The 19,790-nt window shown below is 74.7% G+C and carries 23 protein-coding genes and 1 pseudogene; 8 read left to right on the top strand and 16 right to left on the bottom strand.

Features of this window, described 5'->3' with window-relative positions; translation table 11 throughout:
- Positions 1–26 precede the first annotated feature (26 nt).
- Positions 27–1,181 carry an ADP-ribosylglycohydrolase family protein gene (locus AC0VX2_RS04075; RefSeq protein WP_136939814.1) on the top strand — a complete coding sequence of 385 codons (1,155 nt, stop codon included), beginning with the start codon at positions 27–29 and terminating at the stop codon, positions 1,179–1,181.
- A gap of 5 nt (positions 1,182–1,186) precedes the next feature.
- Here the strand turns inward: AC0VX2_RS04075 and AC0VX2_RS04070 are convergent, their stop codons facing one another.
- The 7 genes from AC0VX2_RS04070 to clpS are packed head-to-tail and all read right to left on the bottom strand — an operon-like array spanning position 1,187 to position 6,681.
- On the bottom strand, positions 1,187–2,332 hold the full coding sequence (locus tag AC0VX2_RS04070) for a 3'-5' exonuclease (RefSeq protein WP_127446019.1): 1,146 nt from the start codon (positions 2,330–2,332) through the stop codon (positions 1,187–1,189).
- On the bottom strand, positions 2,329–3,018 hold the full coding sequence (locus tag AC0VX2_RS04065) for a non-canonical purine NTP pyrophosphatase (RefSeq protein ID WP_136939815.1): 690 nt from the start codon (positions 3,016–3,018) through the stop codon (positions 2,329–2,331). The genes AC0VX2_RS04070 and AC0VX2_RS04065 overlap by 4 nt, the downstream gene beginning before the upstream one ends.
- Positions 3,015–3,779: a ribonuclease PH gene (gene rph / locus AC0VX2_RS04060; protein ID WP_036382145.1), complete on the bottom strand. Its 765-nt coding sequence runs from the start codon at positions 3,777–3,779 to the stop codon at positions 3,015–3,017. Before rph ends, AC0VX2_RS04065 begins: the two co-directional genes overlap by 4 nt.
- 22 nt (positions 3,780–3,801) lie before the next feature.
- Positions 3,802–4,617 carry an MBL fold metallo-hydrolase gene (locus AC0VX2_RS04055; RefSeq protein WP_069941944.1) on the bottom strand — a complete coding sequence of 272 codons (816 nt, stop codon included), beginning with the start codon at positions 4,615–4,617 and terminating at the stop codon, positions 3,802–3,804.
- A complete protein-coding gene (murI, locus tag AC0VX2_RS04050; RefSeq protein WP_049145229.1) occupies positions 4,614–5,546 on the bottom strand; it encodes a glutamate racemase in 933 nt (310 codons plus the stop codon). Before murI ends, AC0VX2_RS04055 begins: the two co-directional genes overlap by 4 nt.
- Positions 5,543–6,310, bottom strand: a complete 768-nt coding sequence (locus tag AC0VX2_RS04045; RefSeq protein WP_069941945.1) for a DUF2017 family protein — start codon at positions 6,308–6,310, stop codon at positions 5,543–5,545. The genes murI and AC0VX2_RS04045 overlap by 4 nt, the downstream gene beginning before the upstream one ends.
- A gap of 8 nt (positions 6,311–6,318) precedes the next feature.
- Positions 6,319–6,681, bottom strand: coding sequence for an ATP-dependent Clp protease adapter ClpS (gene clpS / locus AC0VX2_RS04040; RefSeq protein ID WP_002857236.1), 363 nt, complete (start codon positions 6,679–6,681; stop codon positions 6,319–6,321).
- A gap of 64 nt (positions 6,682–6,745) precedes the next feature.
- Here clpS and AC0VX2_RS04035 point away from each other — a divergent pair, with 64 nt between their 5' ends.
- The 5 genes and pseudogenes from AC0VX2_RS04035 to AC0VX2_RS04015 all read left to right on the top strand — a co-directional run bounded on the left by AC0VX2_RS04035 (position 6,746) and on the right by AC0VX2_RS04015 (position 9,306).
- Complete coding sequence (locus tag AC0VX2_RS04035) at positions 6,746–8,098, top strand: nicotinate phosphoribosyltransferase (protein ID WP_136939816.1); 1,353 nt, start codon at positions 6,746–6,748, stop codon at positions 8,096–8,098.
- 3 nt (positions 8,099–8,101) lie between these two features.
- On the top strand, positions 8,102–8,785 hold the full coding sequence (locus AC0VX2_RS04030; protein ID WP_049145233.1) for an isochorismatase family protein: 684 nt from the start codon (positions 8,102–8,104) through the stop codon (positions 8,783–8,785).
- A gap of 61 nt (positions 8,786–8,846) precedes the next feature.
- Positions 8,847–9,014 carry a hypothetical protein gene (locus tag AC0VX2_RS04025; RefSeq protein WP_377635800.1) on the top strand — a complete coding sequence of 56 codons (168 nt, stop codon included), beginning with the start codon at positions 8,847–8,849 and terminating at the stop codon, positions 9,012–9,014.
- A pseudogene (locus tag AC0VX2_RS04020) lies at positions 8,981–9,097 on the top strand (GNAT family N-acetyltransferase); the annotation flags it as partial. The gene AC0VX2_RS04025 and the pseudogene AC0VX2_RS04020, both read left to right, overlap by 34 nt.
- A gap of 83 nt (positions 9,098–9,180) precedes the next feature.
- Positions 9,181–9,306 carry a hypothetical protein gene (locus tag AC0VX2_RS04015; RefSeq protein WP_370450160.1) on the top strand — a complete coding sequence of 42 codons (126 nt, stop codon included), beginning with the start codon at positions 9,181–9,183 and terminating at the stop codon, positions 9,304–9,306.
- A 54-nt stretch (positions 9,307–9,360) separates the two neighbouring features.
- Here AC0VX2_RS04015 and AC0VX2_RS04010 read toward each other — a convergent pair whose 3' ends face one another.
- The 5 genes from AC0VX2_RS04010 to AC0VX2_RS03990 all read right to left on the bottom strand — a co-directional run bounded on the left by AC0VX2_RS04010 (position 9,361) and on the right by AC0VX2_RS03990 (position 14,979).
- Complete coding sequence (locus AC0VX2_RS04010) at positions 9,361–11,181, bottom strand: DEAD/DEAH box helicase (RefSeq protein WP_144819976.1); 1,821 nt, start codon at positions 11,179–11,181, stop codon at positions 9,361–9,363.
- Entirely contained in the window at positions 11,174–11,518 is a 345-nt protein-coding gene (locus AC0VX2_RS04005; protein WP_144819975.1) for a DUF3039 domain-containing protein, read from the bottom strand. The genes AC0VX2_RS04010 and AC0VX2_RS04005 overlap by 8 nt, the downstream gene beginning before the upstream one ends.
- A gap of 23 nt (positions 11,519–11,541) precedes the next feature.
- Positions 11,542–13,143, bottom strand: a complete 1,602-nt coding sequence (locus tag AC0VX2_RS04000; protein WP_144819974.1) for a Tat (twin-arginine translocation) pathway signal sequence — start codon at positions 13,141–13,143, stop codon at positions 11,542–11,544.
- A complete protein-coding gene (locus tag AC0VX2_RS03995) occupies positions 13,134–13,958 on the bottom strand; it encodes an ABC transporter ATP-binding protein (RefSeq protein WP_069941876.1) in 825 nt (274 codons plus the stop codon). The genes AC0VX2_RS04000 and AC0VX2_RS03995 overlap by 10 nt, the downstream gene beginning before the upstream one ends.
- A gap of 64 nt (positions 13,959–14,022) precedes the next feature.
- Positions 14,023–14,979, bottom strand: coding sequence for a co-chaperone YbbN (locus AC0VX2_RS03990; protein ID WP_256093464.1), 957 nt, complete (start codon positions 14,977–14,979; stop codon positions 14,023–14,025).
- A 125-nt stretch (positions 14,980–15,104) separates the two neighbouring features.
- Here AC0VX2_RS03990 and AC0VX2_RS03985 point away from each other — a divergent pair, with 125 nt between their 5' ends.
- Positions 15,105–16,427: an AI-2E family transporter gene (locus AC0VX2_RS03985; protein WP_356972561.1), complete on the top strand. Its 1,323-nt coding sequence runs from the start codon at positions 15,105–15,107 to the stop codon at positions 16,425–16,427.
- Positions 16,428–16,461: 34 nt separating this feature from the next.
- Here AC0VX2_RS03985 and AC0VX2_RS03980 read toward each other — a convergent pair whose 3' ends face one another.
- Positions 16,462–16,821: a hypothetical protein gene (locus AC0VX2_RS03980; RefSeq protein WP_356972559.1), complete on the bottom strand. Its 360-nt coding sequence runs from the start codon at positions 16,819–16,821 to the stop codon at positions 16,462–16,464.
- Positions 16,822–16,873: 52 nt separating this feature from the next.
- On the opposite strand from AC0VX2_RS03980, the gene nucS reads away from it, so the two are divergent.
- Complete coding sequence (gene nucS / locus AC0VX2_RS03975) at positions 16,874–17,569, top strand: endonuclease NucS (RefSeq protein ID WP_061867881.1); 696 nt, start codon at positions 16,874–16,876, stop codon at positions 17,567–17,569.
- A gap of 14 nt (positions 17,570–17,583) precedes the next feature.
- On the opposite strand, the gene AC0VX2_RS03970 is transcribed toward nucS, so the two are convergent.
- From AC0VX2_RS03970 to atpD, 3 genes are read right to left on the bottom strand one after another with little or no spacing between them, the layout of a single operon-like run.
- Complete coding sequence (locus AC0VX2_RS03970; protein ID WP_256093463.1) at positions 17,584–17,973, bottom strand: DUF2550 family protein; 390 nt, start codon at positions 17,971–17,973, stop codon at positions 17,584–17,586.
- Positions 17,974–18,007: 34 nt separating this feature from the next.
- Complete coding sequence (locus AC0VX2_RS03965; protein WP_036313044.1) at positions 18,008–18,283, bottom strand: F0F1 ATP synthase subunit epsilon; 276 nt, start codon at positions 18,281–18,283, stop codon at positions 18,008–18,010.
- A gap of 6 nt (positions 18,284–18,289) precedes the next feature.
- Positions 18,290–19,747, bottom strand: a complete 1,458-nt coding sequence (atpD, locus tag AC0VX2_RS03960) for a F0F1 ATP synthase subunit beta (RefSeq protein ID WP_036313047.1) — start codon at positions 19,745–19,747, stop codon at positions 18,290–18,292.
- Positions 19,748–19,790: the final 43 nt, after the last annotated feature.

Raw genomic sequence — 19,790 nt, 5'->3', positions numbered from 1 at the left:
CGCCGCACGGCTCATACGATGGCGGCATGTCCGCCACCGCGCCCGAGCCCCCCGCCTCCTCGTCCACGCCCCTGCCCGGCCCCGAGCACGCCGACCGGGTCCTGGCCCTCCTCGCGGCCGGCGCCGCCGGGGACGCGCTGGGCGGCGTCGTCGAGTTCACCCCCGCGTCGGGGATCGCGGCCGTGCACGGCCCCGCCGGCGTCACCGACGCCGCGGACCTGCTCGCCCAGGAGGGCGCCCACGCCCTGCCGATCACCGACGACACGCAGCTGACGCTGTACGTGCTCGACGGCCTGCTCGAGTGGATCGAGTGGCAGAACGACGGCGTCCCGGCCGATCCCGCCGCGTGCGTGTGGCTCGCGTGCCTGCGCTGGTTCGCCACGCAGGACGGCGCGCTGCCCGAGGGCGCTCCCCCGGCCCCGCCCCGCTGGATCGACGCGCACGCGGAGCTGAAGGTGCGCCGCGCGCCGGGCACCGCGTGCCTGAGCGGGCTCGCCGAACCGGGGATGGGCCTGCCGGGCGACCCGCACAACCCGGGCTCGAAGGGCTGCGGGACGGTCATGCGCTCGGCCCCGTACGGGATGGTGCCGGGGCTCGAGGACCCGCACGTCGTGTCCCTCGCCCGCCAGGGGGCCGTCCTCACGCACGGCCACCCCACCGCGTGGGTCGCGGCAGCCGCGTATGCCCTCGTCATCGCTGCTCTGCTGCGCGGCCTGGACCTGGCCGCCGCGGTCGCGCACGCCCGCGCGTGGCTCGACAGCCTGGGCGAGGAGGCCGAGGAGACCCGCGTCGCCGTCGCCGCGGCGATCGACCTGGCCGGCACCGTCGACGCCGACCCCGGCGCCCCCGGCGCCCTCCCCACCGCGCTCGGCGAGGGCTGGGTCGCGGAGGAGGCCCTGGCCATCGCACTGTATGCCGCGCTCACCGCGCAGGCGGCGCACCCGGCCGATCCGGCGGCGGCGCTCGCCCTGGCGCTGCGGATCGGCGTGAACCACGACGGCGACTCCGACTCCACGGCCTCGCTGGCCGGGCAGGTGCTCGGCGCCGCGCACGGCACCGCCGTGTTCGGCGCGCACGACCCCGAGGACCGCGCCGCGGCCGAGGCCTCTGTCCCGGGGTGGATTGCCGAGCGCGAGGTCGTCCTGGAGGCCGCCCGGCGCTGGAGCGCCGCGACCACCTGAGCGGTTCAGCGCGCGGCGTCCGGCCAGTTCCCGTCGAGCATCTGCAGGAACTCCCCCTCGGAGACCAGGGCGATGGCCTGCCCACGGTCCCGCCGGCGCAGGGCGTCCCGCGTCTTGCGGTGCGCCAGCGCCGTGGTCACGGCCTGCGGCGCCCCGTCCTCGGCGCGCGGGCGGTGCAGGTCCGCGGCCTCGAAGCCGTCCCCGACGACGAGCATCGTGGTGGCCGCGCCCACCCGGTTCGCGGTCTGCGCGCCGTGCGAGGCCGCGCGCGTCTTGGCACTCTGACGTGACATGCCGATGCCGCCCGTGAACACCACGGTCTGGCCGAACAGGGGGTGGCCCGGGTCGGCGGTCGGGTTCGGGAGCGGATTGACGCCCTCGTCCGGCCAGCGCATGAAGTCGGGCATGGCGCGTTCGTCCCGCAGCGGGACCCGCGCGTCGAAGACGCCCTCGGTGCGCCGGGCCTGGCGAGTGGCCTTCGACTCGGCGCCCGATCCCGCCGCCCGGGGGGCGAGGACGCTGACGCTCAGCCCCTGGGCCCGCATCAGGCGGTCGACGCCGCGGCCGGCCGGCGCGTCGGTCAGACCCGGCAGAACGTCCGCGTCGGCCGGCGGCGCTCCCAGCACGCGCCGGCCGATGTCCACGAGGATGGCCGCGCAGGCCTCGGCGTCGGCCAGTGCGTCGTGGTGGCGTCCCGGGGTGAAGCCGGCCTCGCGCGCCGCGGAGGGCAGGGCGTACGAGGGCAGGTCGTAGACGCGGCGCGCCAGCACCAGGGTGCACACGAACTCCAGGCCCGGCACGTCCCGGCCGGAGACCTCGAGGCCGGACTCGATGACGCCGACGTCGAAGCCCGCGTTGTGCGCCGCGAGCACGTCCGTCCCCACGAAGTCCGCGAGCTCGTCGTACACCTGCGCGAACCGGGGGGCGTCCAGGACGCGGTCCTCGGTGATGCCGTGGATGCGCACGTTGCGGGGATCGAACCGGTCGAAGCCGACGGGCGGACGGATCAGCCACTCGGCACGGTCCACCATGACCCCGTCCCGCACCCGGACGGCGCCCACGGCGCACGGGGAGCCGCGGAAGCCGTTGGCGGTCTCGAAGTCGATCGCGGTGAAGTCCAGCCCCGGCACGGGGACGCGCCCGCCGCTCACGGGCGCGCGTCGAGCGCGTCCACCAGGTAGGGCAGCAGGGCGCGGAAGGCGTGCCCCCGGTGGCTGATCGCGTTCTTGTCCTCGGGGCTCAGCTGCGCGGTGGACACGTCCCGGCCCTCGGGCCGCAGGATCGGGTCGTAGCCGAAGCCGCCGTCCCCCACGGGCTCGCACAGCAGCGTGCCGGGCAGGCGGCCGTGCTCGACGTGCTCGACGTGGATGGCCCGGGCGCCCGCGGCGTCCGGGCCGCTGGGGACCGCGAGCGCGGCGGCGCACACGAACTGGGCACCCCGATGCTCGTCCGGCACGTCGGCCAGCTGGGCCAGCAGCAGCTCGAGGTTGGCACGGTCGTCCCCGTGGCGCCCGGCCCAGCGGGCCGAGAAGATCCCGGGGGCGCCGTGCAGCACGTCCACGGCCAGACCGGAGTCGTCCGCGACGGCGATCAGCCCGGTGTGCGCGGCCACGGCGCGGGCCTTCTTCAGCGCGTTCTGGGCGAACGTGACGCCGTCCTCGACGACGTCCGGGGCGCCCACGGCGCCCGCGTCCACCACCGCGGCCTCCACGTCGAGGCCGGGCACGGCGCCGGCGAGCAGCTGCCGCAGCTCGCGCACCTTGCCCGCGTTGTGCGTGGCGAGCACGATGCGGGCGCCCTCCGGCAGGCCCGCCGACGAGGAGGCGGGCGCGCTCACGCCCGGTCCTCCGTGGCGGCGGCCAGGGTCTCGGCCTGGATGCGGGCCAGCTCACCCGTGCCGATCAGGGCCAGGTCCAGCAGGGTGTCCAGCTCGGCGCGGGTGAACGGCGCGCCCTCGGCGGTGCCCTGCACCTCCACGAACTCCCCGGCCCCGGTGACGACCACGTTCATGTCCGTCTCCGCCTTCACGTCCTCCACGTACGGCAGGTCGAGGACGGGCACCCCGTCCACGATGCCCACGGACACCGCGGCGACGGAGTCCTTGAGGACGGCGGCGCCCTTGGCGAGGATCCCCTCGCGCCGCGCCCAGGCCACCGCCTCGGCGAGGGCGACGTAGGCGCCCGTGATGGCGGCGGTGCGGGTGCCGCCGTCGGCGTCGAGGACGTCGCAGTCCAGGACGATGGTGTTCTCCCCCAGGGCGGACAGGTCGATGACGGCGCGCAGGGACCGGCCGATCAGGCGGGAGATCTCGTGGGTGCGCCCGCCGATCCGGCCCTTGACGGACTCGCGCTGGCTGCGCTCGTTGGTGGCCCGCGGGAGCATCGCGTACTCGGCGGTGACCCAGCCGGTCCCCTCGCCCTTGAGCCAGCGCGGCACGCCCTCGGTGAAGGAGGCGGTGCACAGCACGCGGGTGTTCCCGAACTCGATCAGGGCCGAGCCCTCCGCCTGCCGGGACCAGCCCCGGGTGATGGTGATGGGGCGCAGCTCGTCGACGGCGCGGCCGTCCGGGCGGGGGGCGGTGGGGGCGGGAGAGCTCATGGCCTCCAGTCTAGGCACGCCCTCAGACGCCGTAGCTCAGCCCCGAGACGGCGACGGCCAGCGGGCCGTCGTACACCGCGCGGGCCTCCTGGACGGCGCGCTGCGGATCGTTCCACACCGGCAGGTGTGTGAGCAGCAGCTTCCGGGCCCCGGCCTGCGCCGCCGTCTCGCCGGCCCGTCGGCCGGTCAGGTGGACGCCGTCGATGCCGTCGTCCCGGCCCTCGTGGAAGGCGGCCTCGCACAGGAACACGTCCGCGTCCCGCGCGGCCTCGACGAGCCCCTCACACGCGTCGGTGTCCCCGGAGTAGGTGAGCACGCGGGTGGTGACGTCGCCGTCGTCGTCGACGCGGTCCACCTCGACCCGGATCGCGTAGGCCTCGTCGATGGGATGGCGCACGGGGACCGGGGTGAACCGGAACGGACCGAGCCGCTCGGTGCGGCCGGCGGCCCAGCACCGGAACTCGAAGTCCTGGTGCATCCCCGGCTCGGGGTCCATCCCGTACGCCTCGGCGATGCGGTCGGCGGTGCCGGCGGGTCCGTAGACGGGCAGCCGGCCGCGGTCCCAGCCGGCCGGGTTCCAGCGGATGGCCACGTGCATCCCGCACAGGTCCATGAAGTGGTCCGGGTGCAGGTGGGAGAGCAGGATGCCGTCCAGGTCCTCGAGCTCGACGTAGCGCTGCAGCACGCCGAGGGCGCCGTTGCCGAGGTCCAGCAGGATCCGCCATGTGCGCGGGGTGACGCCGTCCTCGGCCACGCCCTCGGCGGTGAGGAGGTAGCACGAGGCGGGTGAGCCCGGGCCGGGGAAGGACCCGGAGGCCCCGATGATGGTCAGCTTCACGTCACACCCTCCTGCTCGGCGCCCAGCCGCACGAAGGCCGTCGAGCGCGTCGGGACCGGCGCGGCCGCGGGGCGGGGCGCGCCGATCGTCTCCAGGCGGCGCACGGACTCGACCTCGGGTCCGAGGAAGCGGCGCGCGAGGGCCTGGAAGTGGTCGGGGTCGCCGGTGGCGGCGAAGCGGTGGCGGGTGGCCTGGCCGGAGCCCGCGGCCGAGTGGGGGTGCTCGAGGCCGAGGCGGACCAGTTCCCGGTAGAGGTCCTTGGCGGTCTCCTCCGCGGAGGAGACGAGCGTGACGTCCTCCCCCATCACGAGCGAGAGGGCGCCGGTCAGCAGCGGGTAGTGGGTGCATCCCAGCACGAGGGTGTCCACGCCCGCCGCGCGCAGCGGGGCCGTGTACTCCCGGGCGGTCTCCAGCAGTTCGGGGCCGGTGGTGATGCCGGCCTCCACGAACTCCACGAACCGCGGGCACGCGACCGAGGTGATCTCGAGGTGCGGGGCGGCCGAGAACGAGTCCTCGTAGGCGCGGGACCCGACGGTCGCCTCGGTGCCGATCACGCCGATTCGGCCCGTGCGGGTGGCGGCCACGGCGCGGCGCACGGCGGGCTGGATCACCTCGATCACGGGGATGCCGTGGCCTCCCGTGTAGCGCTCGCGGGCGTCGCGCAGCACGGCGGCCGACGCGGAGTTGCACGCGATCACGAGCGCCTTGACGCCGCGCGCGACGAGCTCGTCCATGATCGCCAGGGCGAGGGCCCGTACCTCGGCGATGGGCCGCGGGCCGTACGGCGAGTGCTCCGTGTCGCCCACGTAGAGGATGGACTCGTGGGGCAGCTGGTCCATGATCGCCCGGGCCACGGTCAGCCCGCCCACGCCCGAGTCGAACACGCCGATCGGCGCGGCGGCGTCCACGGCGGCGCGCTGGCCGCTCACTGCTCGTCCTCCGCGTCCCCGGCGCCCGGCGCGGACTCGTCCGCGCCCTCGGGCAGCTCGCTGAGCATCTCCGTCATGAGCGTCTCCAGCAGCCACGAGGTGAAGTTGTAGAGCAGGGCCATGGTGGACTCGACGTCCTCCGCGCTGCGCCAGTCGTCCACGGCGTGCACGCGGGCGGCGTCCTCCTCGGTCTCGACGCCCAGGCGGGCGGCCAGGACGAGGCGCACGTCGTTGAGCGCGCGGCCGAAGGCCGGCGCCTGGTCGTGCGGCACCTCCACGCGCGTCGAGCGCAGCAGCTCGAGGGCCAGGCGCGCGTCCGCGAGCTTCCCCTCCGACAGGGCGTCCTCGGTCAGGGCCCGGTGGGCGCCCTGTTCGGCGGCGCCGGCCTGGGGCATCGCATCCGGCAGGAGGCGTGCGACGGCCGGGTCGGTGGGGGCCGAGCGCTGCGGCTCCGGGTCCTGGCTCAGGTGCAGGCCGGAGACCAGCCCCCAGAACGCGGCGTCGGACGCGTCCAGCCCGGCCACGGGGCCCGCGTCCTGCGCGGCGGACACGGACGGCGGCGCCGCCGGGGGATCTTCGGGCGTGTCGACGCCGTCCTCGGCGGCCGGGGCCTCGGCGGGGTCCGCCTCGGCGGGGCGCACGTCCGCGCGTCGGCCCTCGAGCAGGGCGACGACGTCCCTGACCAGCCCGCGCAGCAGGCGCACCTCCGGCAGCTCCAGCTGCGCCGTGTACCCCCGCCGCGTCCAGCGGAACCGTTCTGCCATGCCCCTCCTCAGTCCTCCGCCTGCTCCAGCGTGGCCCACAGACCGTAGCCGTGCATCGCGCCCACGTGCAGCTCGGCCTTCTCCTTGGTGCCCGTCGCCACCACGGACCGGCCCCGCTCGTGGACCTCGAGCATGAGCCGCTGCGCCTTGGCGGCGGAGTAGCCGAAGTGGGTGCGGAACACGTAGGCGACGTAGCTCATCAGGTTCACCGGGTCGTTCCACACCACGACGTTCCACGGCCGGTCCCGGGCTGTGTCCTCGTGAGGCCGCTCCAGCAGGGCGGTGTCGGTGGCGCCGGCGGGGACGGACTCACCCGGCGCCGGACGCACGGCGCGCGGCGCGGACGGATCGTGGCGGGTCAGCACGGACATGCGCCCCAGTGTACGAGGCGGGCGGGCCAGGACCGGCCCCGCCACGGTCCACTAGGGTGGGCGCGTGAGCCAGAACCCCGTGCCCAGCGCCCCGCGGACCGCCGACGACTGGCAGATCCCCACGGCGCTGATGACCGACCACTACGAGCTGACCATGCTCCAGGCCGCGCTGAAGGCCGGCACCGCGCACCGCCGCTCCCGCTTCGAGCTGTTCACCCGACGCCTGCCCAGCGGCCGCCGCTACGGCGTGGTGGCCGGCGTGGGCCGCGCGCTGGAGGGCCTGTCCCGCTTCCGGTTCGACACGCCCGAGCTCGACTTCCTCGCGGACACCACCGCCCTCGACGACGCCACGCTGGCCTGGCTCGCCGACTACGAGTTCAGGGGTGACATCGTGGGCTACGCCGAGGGCGAGGCCTACTTCCCGCACTCCCCCCTCCTGCAGGTGGAGTCGACGTTCGCCGAGGCGTGCATCCTGGAGACCTACCTGCTCTCCATCTACAACTACGACTCCGCCGTGGCCTCCGCAGCCTCCCGCATGACGGCCGTCGCGGACGGCCGCCCGTGCGCCGAGATGGGCTCGCGCCGCACGCACGAGGAGTCCGCCGTGGCCGCCGCCCGCGCCGCGGCCATCGCGGGCTTCACCGCCACCTCGAACCTCGAGGCGGGCCGCCGGTACGGCATCCCGACCGTCGGCACCGCCGCCCACTCCTTCACCCTGCTGCACGATTCGGAGCGCGCCGCCTTCGAGGCCCAGGTCGCCGCGCTCGGGGCGGACACCACCCTCCTCGTGGACACGTATGACGTGGAGCAGGGCGTGCGCACCGCGGTCGAGGTGGCCGGCCCGGCCCTGCGGAACGTCCGGGTCGACTCCGGCGACCTCGTGATCCAGGCCCACCGCGTGCGCGAGCTGCTCGACGAGCTGGGCAACACCGAGACCGGGATCATGGTCACCTCGGACCTGGACGAGTACGCGATCGCCGCCCTGCGCTCCGCCCCCGTCAGCTCGTACGGCGTGGGCACGCGCCTGGTCACCGGGTCCGGCGCGCCCACCGCCTCCATGGTCTACAAGCTCGTGGCCCGCCAGGACGACGACGGCACGTGGGTGGACGTGGCCAAGGCCAGTTCCGGCAAGGCCAGCCGGGGCGGCCGCAAGGAGGCCGCGCGCCGCCGCGACCCGCGGGGCCGGGCCACCGCCGAGGTGATCGGCGTCAACCGCAGCGCCGCGCCCGACGCCGACGACCGTCCCCTGCTGCACCGTTTCGTGCACGCCGGCGAGCTGGCCGAGGGCTGGACCGGCCCCGAGGCCGTCACCCGCGCCGCCGAGCGGCACGCCGCCTCCCTGCGCGAGCTGCCCGCCTCGGTGGGCCGCCTGCAGCCGGGCGACCCCGCCATCCCGACCATCTTCCTGGAGGACTGACCCATGGAGAACCTGAACCGCGCCCTGGTGATCGTGGACGTGCAGAACGACTTCTGCGAGGGCGGCGCCCTCGGCGTGGCCGGCGGCGCCGCCGTCGCGGCCGGGGTCAGCGAGCACCTGGCCGAGCACGCGGACGCCTACGCGGCCGTGGCCGCCACGCGCGACTGGCACGTCGACCCGGGCACGCACTTCGCCGCGGCCACCGGCGCCGAGCCGGATTTCCGCACCACCTGGCCGGTGCACTGTGTGGCCGGCACCGCCGGCGCCGAGCTGCATCCCGACCTGGACGCCGAGCACCTCGACGCCGAGTTCCTCAAGGGCCTGCACACGGACGCCTACTCCGGCTTCGACGGCGCCCTCGGCGAGCCCGACGCCGTCCCGACCGGGGCCGCGGGCGAGCGCCCCTCCGGGACCGTCGGCCCGTACGGGGCCACCGCCGTGGCCGCGGCCGCCGTCGAGTCCGGCGCCCCCGGCCTCGACGAGTGGCTCCGCGAGCAGGGCGTGGACGCGATCACCGTGGTGGGCATCGCCACGGACCACTGCGTGCGCGCCACCGTGCTCGACGCCCTCGACGCCGGCTACGAGGTCACCGTGCTGACCGACCTGGTGGCCGGCGTCGACGAGGCGGCCGCCCAGGCCGCGCTCCACGAGATGGAGGCCGCCGGGGCCATCCTGGCGACCTCGTGAGCGGGTTCGGCCCCGGCGGGCGTGCCGGAGCCGGTGCCCGACGCAGACGAGGAGAGCAGCCATGACCGACTCCCCCATCGCCGCAGACCGGGACGGCATCCGCTACCTCTCCGGAGCGATCCCGGCCGCCGACGACGTCCGCGCCCTCTACGACGCCGTGGGCTGGTCCGCCTCCACGGCGGACATGGCACGCTCATGGGCGGGCTGCAGGGTTCGGCCACCGTGGTGACCGCCTTCGACGGCGGCCGACTGGTCGGCCTGGCCCGCGTGGTCTCCGACGGACACACCATCGCCTACCTGCAGGACATCCTCGTGGATCCGGGGCACCAGCGCCGCGGCATCGCCTCCGAGCTGCTGCGCCACGTCTTCGCCGGTACGGCCATGTCCGTCAGCACGTGCTGCTCACGGACACCGAGGAGCGCCAGCGCGCCTTCTACGAGACCCATGGCTTCCGCGAGTCCCGTGACGTGGAGGGCGACGAGCTGCGGGCCTTCGTGCGCGTCCAGTCCCGGGACGGCTGAACCCGGCGCTCAGGTCGGCACGGCCCGCGGGCGCCCCCGCGCTCCCGGCGGACCTCAGGTCCGGCCGACGAACCACCCGCGCAGGGTGCTCAGCCGTTTCTCCAGCTGCTCGCGGGAGGCCTGGGCCACGGCGGGGCCGCCGGAGATCTCCCGCAGGCGGTTGTGGATCACCCCGTGCGGCTGGCCGGAACGGGCCGCCCAGGCGGACACCGTCTTGGACAGCTCGGAGCGCAGCTCCTTCATCCGCCGGTGGTCCACGACGTCGGCGGGCTCGGCCGCCTGCGCACGCGGCCGGCGCTGGATCTGCTCGGCCTGCCGCTGCCGCAGCAGGGCGGAGACCTGCTCGGCGTCCAGCAGGCCCGGGATGCCGAGGAAGTCCTGCTCCTCCTCCGAGCCGACGGCGCCGCCGAGGCCGAACTCGCCGCCGTCGAAGAGCACCTTGTCGAAGCTCGCCCGGGACTCGAGGGCCTCGAACTTCTCCCGCGTCAGCGCGTCCGAGCCGCTCTCGGCCCGGTTGGCCTCCGCGATGAGGTCCTCCTCGGGGGCGTCCTCGAGGTCCTCGACCTCGACGGCGCCCTCCTTGCGGTCCAGCGCGTGGTCCCGCTCGAGCTCCATCTCGTTTGCCAGCAGCATGAGCGCGGGCACGGACGGCAGGAACACCGAGGCGGTCTCCCCACGCCGGCGGGAGCGCACGAAGCGGCCCACGGCCTGGGCGAAGAACAGGGGCGTGGACGTGGACGTGGCGTACACGCCCACGCACAGGCGGGGCACGTCCACGCCCTCGGACACCATGCGCACCGCCACCATCCACCGCTCGTCCGACGCGGCGAACTCCTCGATGCGATCCGAGGCGCCCTTGTCGTCCGAGAGGATCACGGCCGGCCGCTGGCCGGTCAGCGCCTCGAGCTGCGCGGCGTACGCGCGCGCGTCCTGGTGGTCCGAGGCGATCACGAGGCCGCCGGCGTCGGGCACGTTGCGGCGCACCTCGCTGAGCCGCTGGTCGGCCGCGCGCAGCACGGACGGGATCCACTCGCCCGCCGGGTCCAGCGCGGTGCGCCAGGCGGAGGCGGTGATGTCCTTCGTGGCGGCCTCGCCGAGCTGAGCCTCCATGACCTCGCCGGTGGAGGTCTTCCAGCGCATCTGCCCGGAGTAGGCCATGAAGATCACCGGGCGCACCACGTGGTCCCGCAGCGCCGGGCCGTAGCCGTACGTGTAGTCCGCCTTCGACCGCTCGATGCCGTCCGCACCGAGTTCGTAGCGGACGAAGGGGATGGAGGCGGTGTCCGAGCGGAACGGGGTGCCGGTCAGGGACAGACGCCGCGTGGCCGGCTCGAACGCCTCACGGATGCCCTCGCCCCAGCTCAGTGCGTCGCCACCGTGGTGGATCTCGTCCAGGATCACCAGCGTCTTGGCGGCCTCGGTGCGGTTGCGGTGCAGGACGGGCTTGTTCGCCACCTGGGCGTACGTCAGCGCCACCCCGCGGTACTCGGCGCCGTGCCGCCCGTCGGCGTTCTTGAAGTTCGGGTCGATGGCGATGCCGACGCGCGCGGCGTTGTCCGCCCACTGGCGCTTGAGGTGGTCCGTGGGCGCGACGACGGTCAGCCGTTGCACGACGCCGGAGTCCAGGAGGATCTTGGCCACGCGCAGCGCGAACGTCGTCTTGCCCGCGCCGGGGGTCGCGACCGCCAGGAAGTCCTGCGGGGCGGTCTGGAGGTAGCGCTCCAGCGCCTCCTGCTGCCACTGGCGCAGCTTGGGGGCCGTCCCCCACGCCGCGCGCTCGGGCATGGCGGGGGGAAGGTCCTCGCCGATGTGGAACAGGTCGTGCTGGACGCTGCCGTCCGGGGTGCCGCTCGTCAGGGAGCGGCCGTCAGCCACGGCCGCGGCCTCCGAACCAGCCACCGCGCTTGCCGCCGCCGTCGCCGTCGCCGCCGTCCTGCGGCTCGCGCAGGCCCTCGTAGATCTCCTTGCACGTGGGGCACACGGGGAACTTGTTCGGGTCCCGGCCCGGCACCCACACCTTGCCGCACAGGGCGATCACGGGGGCGCCGGTGACGGCGGACTCCGTGATCTTCTCCTTGCGGACGTAGTGGGCGAAGCGCTCGTGGTCGCCGGGCTCGATCTCCTGGCGCAGCTCCTCGCGCTCGAGGACGGGCGTGCCGCCGCCGGCGGGCGCGAAGGGGTCGTTCAGGTCGGGTTCGCCGGTCACACTCATGCGGGCCAGTCTAGCCGCGCCCCTCAGAAGGCGGCCACGGCCTGGTAGGTCTCGGCCTGCGCGCGGTCGTACCAACGCGCCCCCAGGCGCACGCCCAGCCACAGCGCGACGGCGCCCCACGCGAGCCCGAGGGCCACCGTCACCCAGCCCCACACGGCGTCCCCGGTGACGAGCCGGACGACGAAGGGCACCAGGAACGGCACCGCGAGCGCCAAGCTGACCAGCATCGCGGCGCCCTGGACGAGCATCGTGCGCATGGCCGCGCCCTGCGGCGTCGCGAACGGGCTGTCCCCTGGCTTCGGGACCGGGTAGACGAAGCGGGCGGAGACGAACGCGGACAGCCCGGCGGTCGTCCCGAACAGGCCGAGGGCCAGGCCCAGCATCGGCGCCAGCAGGGACCAGTCACCCGCCGCCGCCACCGTCGCCGTCGTCACGAGCAGGATCATCGGCACGCCCCAGCCCGCCAGGCCCAGGACCCGGCCCCAGCGGTCGTCCACGCCCCGCACGCCCGAGACGACGTGCAGGTGGAACGCCGTGTGGTCGTAGGCGATGTCCGCGGAGATCGAGTAGGCCAGGGACCAGGCGGTGATCGGCCCGAGGACCAGCAGCAGGCCCAGTCCGGGACCCCCCTCCCCGGCCATGCCCCCGGTGAACCACAGCAGGACGGCCATGAGCGGGATGATGATGAGCCCGGCCGCGTACCGCGGGTCGGCCAGCCAGTAGCGCTGGGCGCGGGCCGCGATCGCGGTGCGCGGGCCCGTGGCCGGTCGGCCCAGCCAGCGCAGCGGCGTCGGGTCCGCTCCCGCGGCGACGCGGCGGGACCGACCGCCGCCCACGGCCACCGGCTCCACGGTGCGGCGCACGGCCAGGTGCCACAGGGCCAGGGCGGCCAGGCACCAGGCGGCCGCCACCGCGAGGTGGAGCGCGACGGCGGCGCCGCGGCCCTCGGCGACCGCCCACGCCGCGGCGGGGCCCGCCCCGAACGGGGTCCACGCCGCGCCGCGGGCGATCTGGGGCGCGATCGCCAGGAAGTCCTCGAACGACGCGATGGCCCGCGAGAGGGCGAGGCCGCCGAGCATGAGCGGGATGAACAGCAGGACGGAGACGACGTCCCGCACCCGACGCCGGCTCGCGTAGGCGGCCAGGAGGCCGGCGAGACCGGAGCCGATCGCCACGGCGGTCACCGCGGTGAGCGCGCCCCCGACCAGGCCCACCGCCAGCGCGGCCGGCCGGTCCCACCAGCTGGCCCCCAGGCCCACCAGCACGGCCAGCGTGGCGAGCCCGACCGGCGTCGTGAAGGCGCTCAGGACCAGCCCGGCGATGAGGGTGCGGGCCGGGACGGGGAAGAGCACGAAGCTGTGCGGGTCGAGCGTGGCGTCGACGCCCGTGACGAACGGCGGGATGACGAGCCAGGCGAGCACCACGACGGCGGCGGCCAGCACGGTCGTGGCGCCGCGGGCCTCGTCCGGCAGGGCGGGCAGGCCCGTGACGAGCAGCGTCACCGCCACGGCGGCCATGCCGAGCACGTACAGCGCGCCGAGCACGCTCATCACCAGGGTGAACGGGGACCGGCGCCACTGGTTCAGGGTCAGCGTCCAGCGCAGTCGGACGAGCGTCAGAGCCATGCCAGCCCCTCCGAGCCGTGGCGGCCGCCGACGAGGTCCACGAAGCGGTCCTCGAGGTCGCGCCCGTCCCGGACCTCCTCGAGCGTGCCGGCGGCCCGCAGCGTCCCGGCCGCGATCACGGCGACGTGGGTGCACATGCGCTGGACGAGGTCCATCACGTGGCTCGAGACGATCACGGTGCCGCCCCGCTCCACGTACGAGTGCAGGATGTCCCGGATGTTCGCGGCGGAGACCGGGTCCACGGCCTCGAACGGCTCGTCCAGGACGAGCAGGTCCGGGGCGTGGACCATGGCGGCCGCCAGGGACACCTTCTTGGTCATGCCGGCGGAGTAGTCGGCGACGAGCTTGCGGCCGGCGTCCTCCAGGTCCATCACCCGCAGCAGGTCCGCGGTCCGCTCGGCCACGGTGTCCGCGTCGAGCCCGTGCAGCAGCCCGGCGTAGGTCACGAGCTGCGCGCCCGTGAGTCGGTCGAAGGTCCGCACGCCGTCGGCGAGCACACCGACCCGTCGCTTGGCCTCGAGGGGCTGCTCCCACACGTCGACGCCGTGGATCCAGGCGCGGCCGTGGTCCGGGCGCAGCAGCCCGGTGGCCATCGACAGGGCGGTGGTCTTGCCCGCCCCGTTGGGCCCGACCACCCCGAAGAACGATCCGGCCGGGACGTCCAGGTCCAGCGCGTCGAGCGCCAGCTTGTCCCCGAACCGCTGGGTCAGCCCGCGCGTGACGAGGGCCAGGTCCGGGTCGGGGGCGTCCACCGCGCGCCGACGGGCGGCGGCCGCCAGGTGGGTGGGGGCAGGCTCGGACGCATGCGGAGACATGCCTGGGACGTTACCCACCGTCAGGCGGACACGGCGTCCTCCTCAGGGATGAACTGAGGGTCCCTCAGAACAGCGCTGCGGCCAGCCGGCGCCGCGAGGCCTGCACGCGGGGGTCGTCCGTGCCGACCACGGTGTAGAGGTCCACGAGGTGGGCGCGCGCCGTCTCCCGGTCGTCGCCGGGGTGGAGGGCGATGAACCGCACGAGTCGGGCGAAGGCGTCCTCCACGTGGCCACCGAGCACGTCCAGGTCGGCGACGGCGAGCTGGGCGGCGACGTCGTCCGGGCCGTCCGCGGCGGCCGCGCGCACCGCCGCAGCGTCGGCGTCACGGGTGCGCAGCATGAGGCGGGCCGCGGACAGGCCCTGCTGGGCCACGGCGTCCGCGGGGCTGTCGGCCAGCGCCGCCTCCCACGCCGAGACGGCCCCGGGCAGGTCGTCGGCGGCGAGGGCCTCATGGGCGGCCCGGTGCAGCGGCGGCACGGGCGGGGCGTCCGCGGCCGCGGCGCCGGCGTCCTGGCGCGCCGGGGCGACCGCGGGCACGGTGCCGGCGACGCCGTTCTGACGGGCCACCTCGAGGATCTCCCCCATGAGCTGGCGCAGCGTCTCCTCCGGCACCTCCTGATTGACCAGCGGCACCGGCTGCCCCGCCACCACGGCCATGACCGCGGGGCCGGCCCCCAGGCCCAGCGCCTGCAGCACGGCGGGCTCCTTCGCCACGTCCAGACGCGCGAGCACGAGCCGTCCCGCCTGGGCGTCGACCGCGTCCGCGAACTGCCGGTAGAGCGCCTCGCTCGCCGCGTCCCCGGGCACGTGCAGGTGCAGCAGCACCGGCACCTGGGCGGAGAGCTGGACCAGCTGCTGCAGCAGACCCTGGTCGGCGTCCGCGATCACCCACGAGCCGCCGCCGGCGCCGGCGTCGGCCCCCGGCGCGGTGCGCCCGGCCGGGGCCGGGGTGCCGAGCGAGGACAGGTCGACGGCGCCGCGCAGGTGGGACGGGGCGTCGGAGGGGGGCTGGGCGGTCACGTCGGTCACGATCCTTCCGGTCCGGGTCCGCCCCGTCACCGGGGCGAGGGGCGTTGTCACTTGGCCCCACGGTAGCCTCCCCGGCGCGGCGCGGTCAGGCCGGGGCCCTGACGTACGCTGAGCGCGTGGAGGAGAAGGAGACCGCATCCGGCCCGGACGCCGCCGGCGTCGCCGACGTCCGCGCCCCGGCCGAGCCCGAGGGCACCGAGCAGCCGCCCGTGGCCGGCGTCCCCGTGGAGCCGGTCGGGGTGGCCGCCGCGCCGCCGTCGCACGGGCCGACGCCCGCCGGGCGTCGTCGACTGCCCCGCCTGGGCTCCGTCCTGCGGCGGCGCCGACCCTTCCTCGAGGAGGACCGGGTGGACCCCGAGTCGGTCCCCGCCGACGGCGCCGAGGATCCGGCGGTCGCGGCCGTGGCTGTCGAGTCCCCCGTGCTGACCGGCTTCCTGCTCGCGGTCGGCGTGGCCCTGGCCATCGGCGTCGTCTCGGTGCTGCGCACGAACGGGCAGCTGATCGTGTGGATCGCCGCGGCCCTGTTCATCGCCCTGGGCCTGGATCCGCTGGTGCGCCGGGTCGAGTCCTGGGGCGCGCCCCGCTGGGTCGGCGTGCTCACGGCCGCACTCGGCCTGGCCGCCGTGGCCGGGGCGTTCGTCGCCCTCCTGGTCCCCACGGTGATCGAGCAGTCCACGCAGCTGGTCCAGGACCTGCCGGCCATCATCGACGGGGTGATGGGGGCCGAGTGGTTCGTGCAGCTCGACGAGGAGTTCCACCTCCAGGAGGCCGTTCGCGCCCAGACCGAGCGCCTCGCCGCCGACGGCGTCGCCGTCACCGACCTGTTCGGCGGGCTCCTCGGCTTCGGCCAGACCGTGCTGAACGCCGTCTTCTCGGTGCTCGTGGTGGTCGTGCTGACGCTGTACTTCCTCTCCTCCCTGCCGCACATGAAGTACTGGGCCTACCGGCTCGCACCGCGTTCGCGCCGGCCCCGGATCGAGGCGCTGTCCGAGCAGATCACCTCCTCGGTCGGCCACTACGTGATGGGCCAGTCCTTCGTGGCCGCCCTCAACGGCGCGGTGGCGTTCACGGCGCTGGCCATCGCCGGCGCCCCCTTCGCCGTCCTGCTCGCCGCGATCGCCGCCTTCATGGCGTTCATCCCGCTGGTGGGCGCCGCGATCGGCGGCACGCTGCTGACCCTCGTGAGCCTGCTGACCTCATGGCAGACCGCCGCCGTGTTCGCGGCCATCTACTTCGTCTATCTGCAGATCGAGGCCTACGTCATCTCGCCGCGCGTCATGGCGCGCGCGGTGTCCGTGTCGGCGGCCGTGGCCGTGATCGCGGTGATCGCCGGAGGCGCGCTGCTCGGCGTCCTCGGCGCCCTCATGGCGATCCCGCTCGCCGCCGCGCTGCTGCTGCTGGTCCGCGAGGTCTTCATCCCCCGCCAGGACGCCCGGTAGGCCCACGACGGCGGCGCGGCCCGGACCGCCGCGGTCAGCGGCCCGGTCGGGTGCGCCAGCACACCGGGTGCCAGTGCCGCCGGTCCGCCCCCGCGTCCTCGTCCCCCATGATCCAGTCCGCGCGCCAGGCCACGAGGTGCGCCTGGCCCTGCCGGATCACCCGGCCGCAGCCGGGGCACGTGTAGTCCTTCACCGCGCGCCACGCGGGGATCTGCCGGACGTGCCATCCGCCGTCGGACCCGGACTGGCGCGAGTAGCCCGCGTCCAGGCCGAGGAGCTCCTCGAGCGGGTCGGCGCGCCCCGGCGACGGCCGGGACCGCCGGGAGGCGCCGGAGGCCCCGCGATCGCTCCGCCGAGGCGCGGACGAGCGGCGGGGGCGGTTCGAACGGGGCATGCCCCCATGCTGGCACACGAGCGGGTGGGCGCGGTCCGCCTAGGATGGACCGGTGCGACTCGTCATTGCCCGCTGCTCCGTGACCTATGAGGGCCGCCTGAACGCCCACCTGCCCACCGCCACCCGCCTGCTCATGGTGAAGGCGGACGGCTCGGTGCTGGTGCACTCCGACGGCGGTTCCTACAAGCCCCTCAACTGGATGTCGCCGCCCGCGACCCTGCACGTGGAGGAGCCCTCCCCCGATCAGGCCGACCAGGGGGTGACGCAGGTCTGGCGCGTGCAGGCCAAGAAGTCCGACGACCGGCTCGTCGTGCTCATCGAGGAGGTCCTGGCGGACGACTCCCACGAGCTCGGCGTGGACCCCGGCCTCGTCAAGGACGGCGTGGAGGCGGATCTGCAGCGTCTGCTGGCCGAGCAGATCAGCCTGCTCGGCGACGGCCACACCCTCGTGCGCCGCGAGTACATGACGGCGATCGGCCCCGTGGACATCCTGGCCCGCGACGCCGACGGCGGCACCGTGGCGGTCGAGCTCAAGCGCCGCGGGGACATCGACGGGGTCGAGCAGCTCACCCGCTACCTCGAGCTGATGAACCGGGACCCGCTCCTGGCGCCCGTGCGCGGCGTGTTCGCGGCCCAGCAGATCAAGCCCCAGGCCCGCACCCTCGCCGAGGACCGCGGCATCCGCTGCGTCACCCTCGACTACGACGCGATGCGCGGCGTGGACGACGCCGAGTCCCGCCTGTTCTGAGGCGCCGGGCGGGCTCAGCGACGCCAGAAGGACGACGCCGCGGACGGCCCCGCCTCGCTCCAGGCGCGCAGGGCGCCGGCGTCGTCGGGGTCGACGACGACGCGCACCGGACGTGCGCCGGCGCTCAGCTCCAGGATGGCCCGGCCGGCCTCGTCCGCCGGGAGGCGGTCGATCTGCAGGCGGCTCCGGTCCGCGCTCCAGCGCTCTCGCGAGAGGCGCCAGCCCCCGGTGAGGCGCAGGCGGGACTCGTCGTAGACGCCGATCACGCGCTCACGCCCCGGGCCCTCCCGCTCCAGGACCGCCGGGAAGGCGGCCGTGACACGGGCGAGGGCCCGGCGCCGCATCACCAGGGCGAGTGCCGACAGCACGATGACTGCCACCACGGTCGCCGAGGCGATGAGCACCGGGCCCTCCACCGTCAGGTCCTGCCGCGCCGCGTCAGGCCGCCGCGGCGTCGCCCAGCCGGGCGGACGTCGCGGCGATCACGACACGGTCGTGGTCCACGGAGAAGAAGCCGCCGCGGGCCTGCGCGGTGACGGTGCCGCCGTCCGTGGTCCGCACCACGACCTCGCCGTCGCCGAGGACGGCCAGCATCGGGGTGTGGCCCGGGAGGATGCCGATCTCACCGTTGACGGTGCGCGCCGACACGGCCGACGCGGCGCCCGACCAGATGGACCGCTCCTCGGAGACGATCTCGACGTTGAGCTCAGCCATGATCGATCAGCCCTCGGCCTGGATCTTGGCCCACTCGCGCTCGACGTCGTCCAGGCCGCCCACGTTGTAGAAGGCCTGCTCCGCGACGTGGTCCAGGTCGCCGTCGGCGATGGCCTTGAAGCCCTCGACGGTGTCCTTGACCGGCACGGTGGAGCCCTCGACGCCGGTGAACTGCTTGGCGGTGTAGGTGTTCTGCGAGAGGAACTGCTCGATCTTGCGGGCGCGGCCCACGGTGATCTTGTCCTCCTCGGAGAGCTCGTCCACACCGAGGATCGCGATGATGTCCTGCAGCTCCTTGTTCTTCTGCAGGATCTGCTTCACGCGGATGGCCACGTCGTAGTGGTCCTGGCCCACGTACTGCGGGTCGAGGATGCGCGAGGTCGAGGCCAGCGGGTCCACGGCCGGGTACAGGCCACGGGACGCGAGGTCACGGGTCAGGTTGGTGGTCGCGTCCAGGTGCGCGAACACGTTGGCCGGGGCCGGGTCGGTGTAGTCGTCCGCGGGGACGTACACGGCCTGCATCGAGGTGATGGAGTGGCCGCGGGTCGAGGTGATGCGCTCCTGGAGCACGCCCATCTCGTCCGCCAGGTTCGGCTGGTAGCCCACGGCGGAGGGCATGCGGCCCAGCAGCGTGGAGACCTCGGAGCCGGCCTGCGAGAAGCGGAAGATGTTGTCGATGAACAGCAGCACGTCCTGGTTCTGCACATCGCGGAAGTACTCCGCCATGGTCAGCGCGGACAGGGCCACGCGCAGACGCGTGCCCGGCGGCTCGTCCATCTGGCCGAACACGAGGGCGGTGTCTTTGAGGACGTCCGCCTCCTCCATCTCGACCCAGAGGTCGTTGCCCTCACGGGTGCGCTCGCCGACGCCGGCGAACACGGAGGTGCCGCCGAAGTTGCGGGCCACACGGGTGATCATCTCCTGGATGAGCACGGTCTTGCCCACGCCGGCGCCGCCGAACAGGCCGATCTTGCCGCCCTTGATGTAGGGGGTCAGCAGGTCGATGACCTTGATGCCGGTCTCCAGCATCTCGGTGGAGCCCTCGAGGGACGCGAAGTTCGGGGCCGGGCGGTGGATCGGCCAGCGGTCCTCGGCCTGCAGCTGCGAGGCGGGCATGTCCAGGGTCTCGCCGAGCACGTTGAAGATGTGGCCCTTGACGGCGTCACCGACCGGCACCGAGATGGGGGCGCCGGTGTCCACGACGTCGGTGCCGCGCACCAGGCCGTCGGTGGACTGCAGGGAGATGGCGCGGACCATGTTGTCGCCGAGGTGCTGGGCGACCTCGAAGGTGACCGTGCGGCGCTGGCCGTTGAGGTCGATCTCGGTGGTCAGCGCGTTGTAGATCTCCGGCATCGCGTTGGCCGGGAACTCGGCGTCGATCACGGGGCCGATGACGCGGGACACGCGTCCGGTGGCACCGCCGGTGGGGGTCCCGGTGCCCTGGTCAGTGATGGTGGCAGTCATCTCTCTCACTTCTATCGTGTGTGGATGGCGAGTCTGGTGAGTC

The organism is Micrococcus sp. iso_239 (assembly GCF_056173395.1).
This window is presented reverse-complemented; position numbering and strand designations above follow the sequence as displayed.

What these genes read in the sequence shown, in the direction of transcription:
- AC0VX2_RS04075 (WP_136939814.1), top strand. Translation starts at nt 27, where the DNA reads ATGTCCGCCACCGCGCCCGAGCCCCCCGCCTCCTCGTCCACGCCCCTG.
- rph (WP_036382145.1), bottom strand. Translation starts at nt 3,779, where the DNA reads ATGAGCTCTCCCGCCCCCACCGCCCCCCGCCCGGACGGCCGCGCCGTC.
- AC0VX2_RS04045 (WP_069941945.1), bottom strand. Translation starts at nt 6,310, where the DNA reads ATGGCAGAACGGTTCCGCTGGACGCGGCGGGGGTACACGGCGCAGCTG.
- clpS (WP_002857236.1), bottom strand. Translation starts at nt 6,681, where the DNA reads ATGTCCGTGCTGACCCGCCACGATCCGTCCGCGCCGCGCGCCGTGCGT.
- AC0VX2_RS04030 (WP_049145233.1), top strand. Translation starts at nt 8,102, where the DNA reads ATGGAGAACCTGAACCGCGCCCTGGTGATCGTGGACGTGCAGAACGAC.
- AC0VX2_RS04025 (WP_377635800.1), top strand. Translation starts at nt 8,847, where the DNA reads ATGACCGACTCCCCCATCGCCGCAGACCGGGACGGCATCCGCTACCTC.
- AC0VX2_RS04005 (WP_144819975.1), bottom strand. Translation starts at nt 11,518, where the DNA reads ATGAGTGTGACCGGCGAACCCGACCTGAACGACCCCTTCGCGCCCGCC.
- AC0VX2_RS04000 (WP_144819974.1), bottom strand. Translation starts at nt 13,143, where the DNA reads ATGGCTCTGACGCTCGTCCGACTGCGCTGGACGCTGACCCTGAACCAG.
- AC0VX2_RS03995 (WP_069941876.1), bottom strand. Translation starts at nt 13,958, where the DNA reads ATGTCTCCGCATGCGTCCGAGCCTGCCCCCACCCACCTGGCGGCCGCC.
- AC0VX2_RS03980 (WP_356972559.1), bottom strand. Translation starts at nt 16,821, where the DNA reads ATGCCCCGTTCGAACCGCCCCCGCCGCTCGTCCGCGCCTCGGCGGAGC.
- AC0VX2_RS03965 (WP_036313044.1), bottom strand. Translation starts at nt 18,283, where the DNA reads ATGGCTGAGCTCAACGTCGAGATCGTCTCCGAGGAGCGGTCCATCTGG.
- atpD (WP_036313047.1), bottom strand. Translation starts at nt 19,747, where the DNA reads ATGACTGCCACCATCACTGACCAGGGCACCGGGACCCCCACCGGCGGT.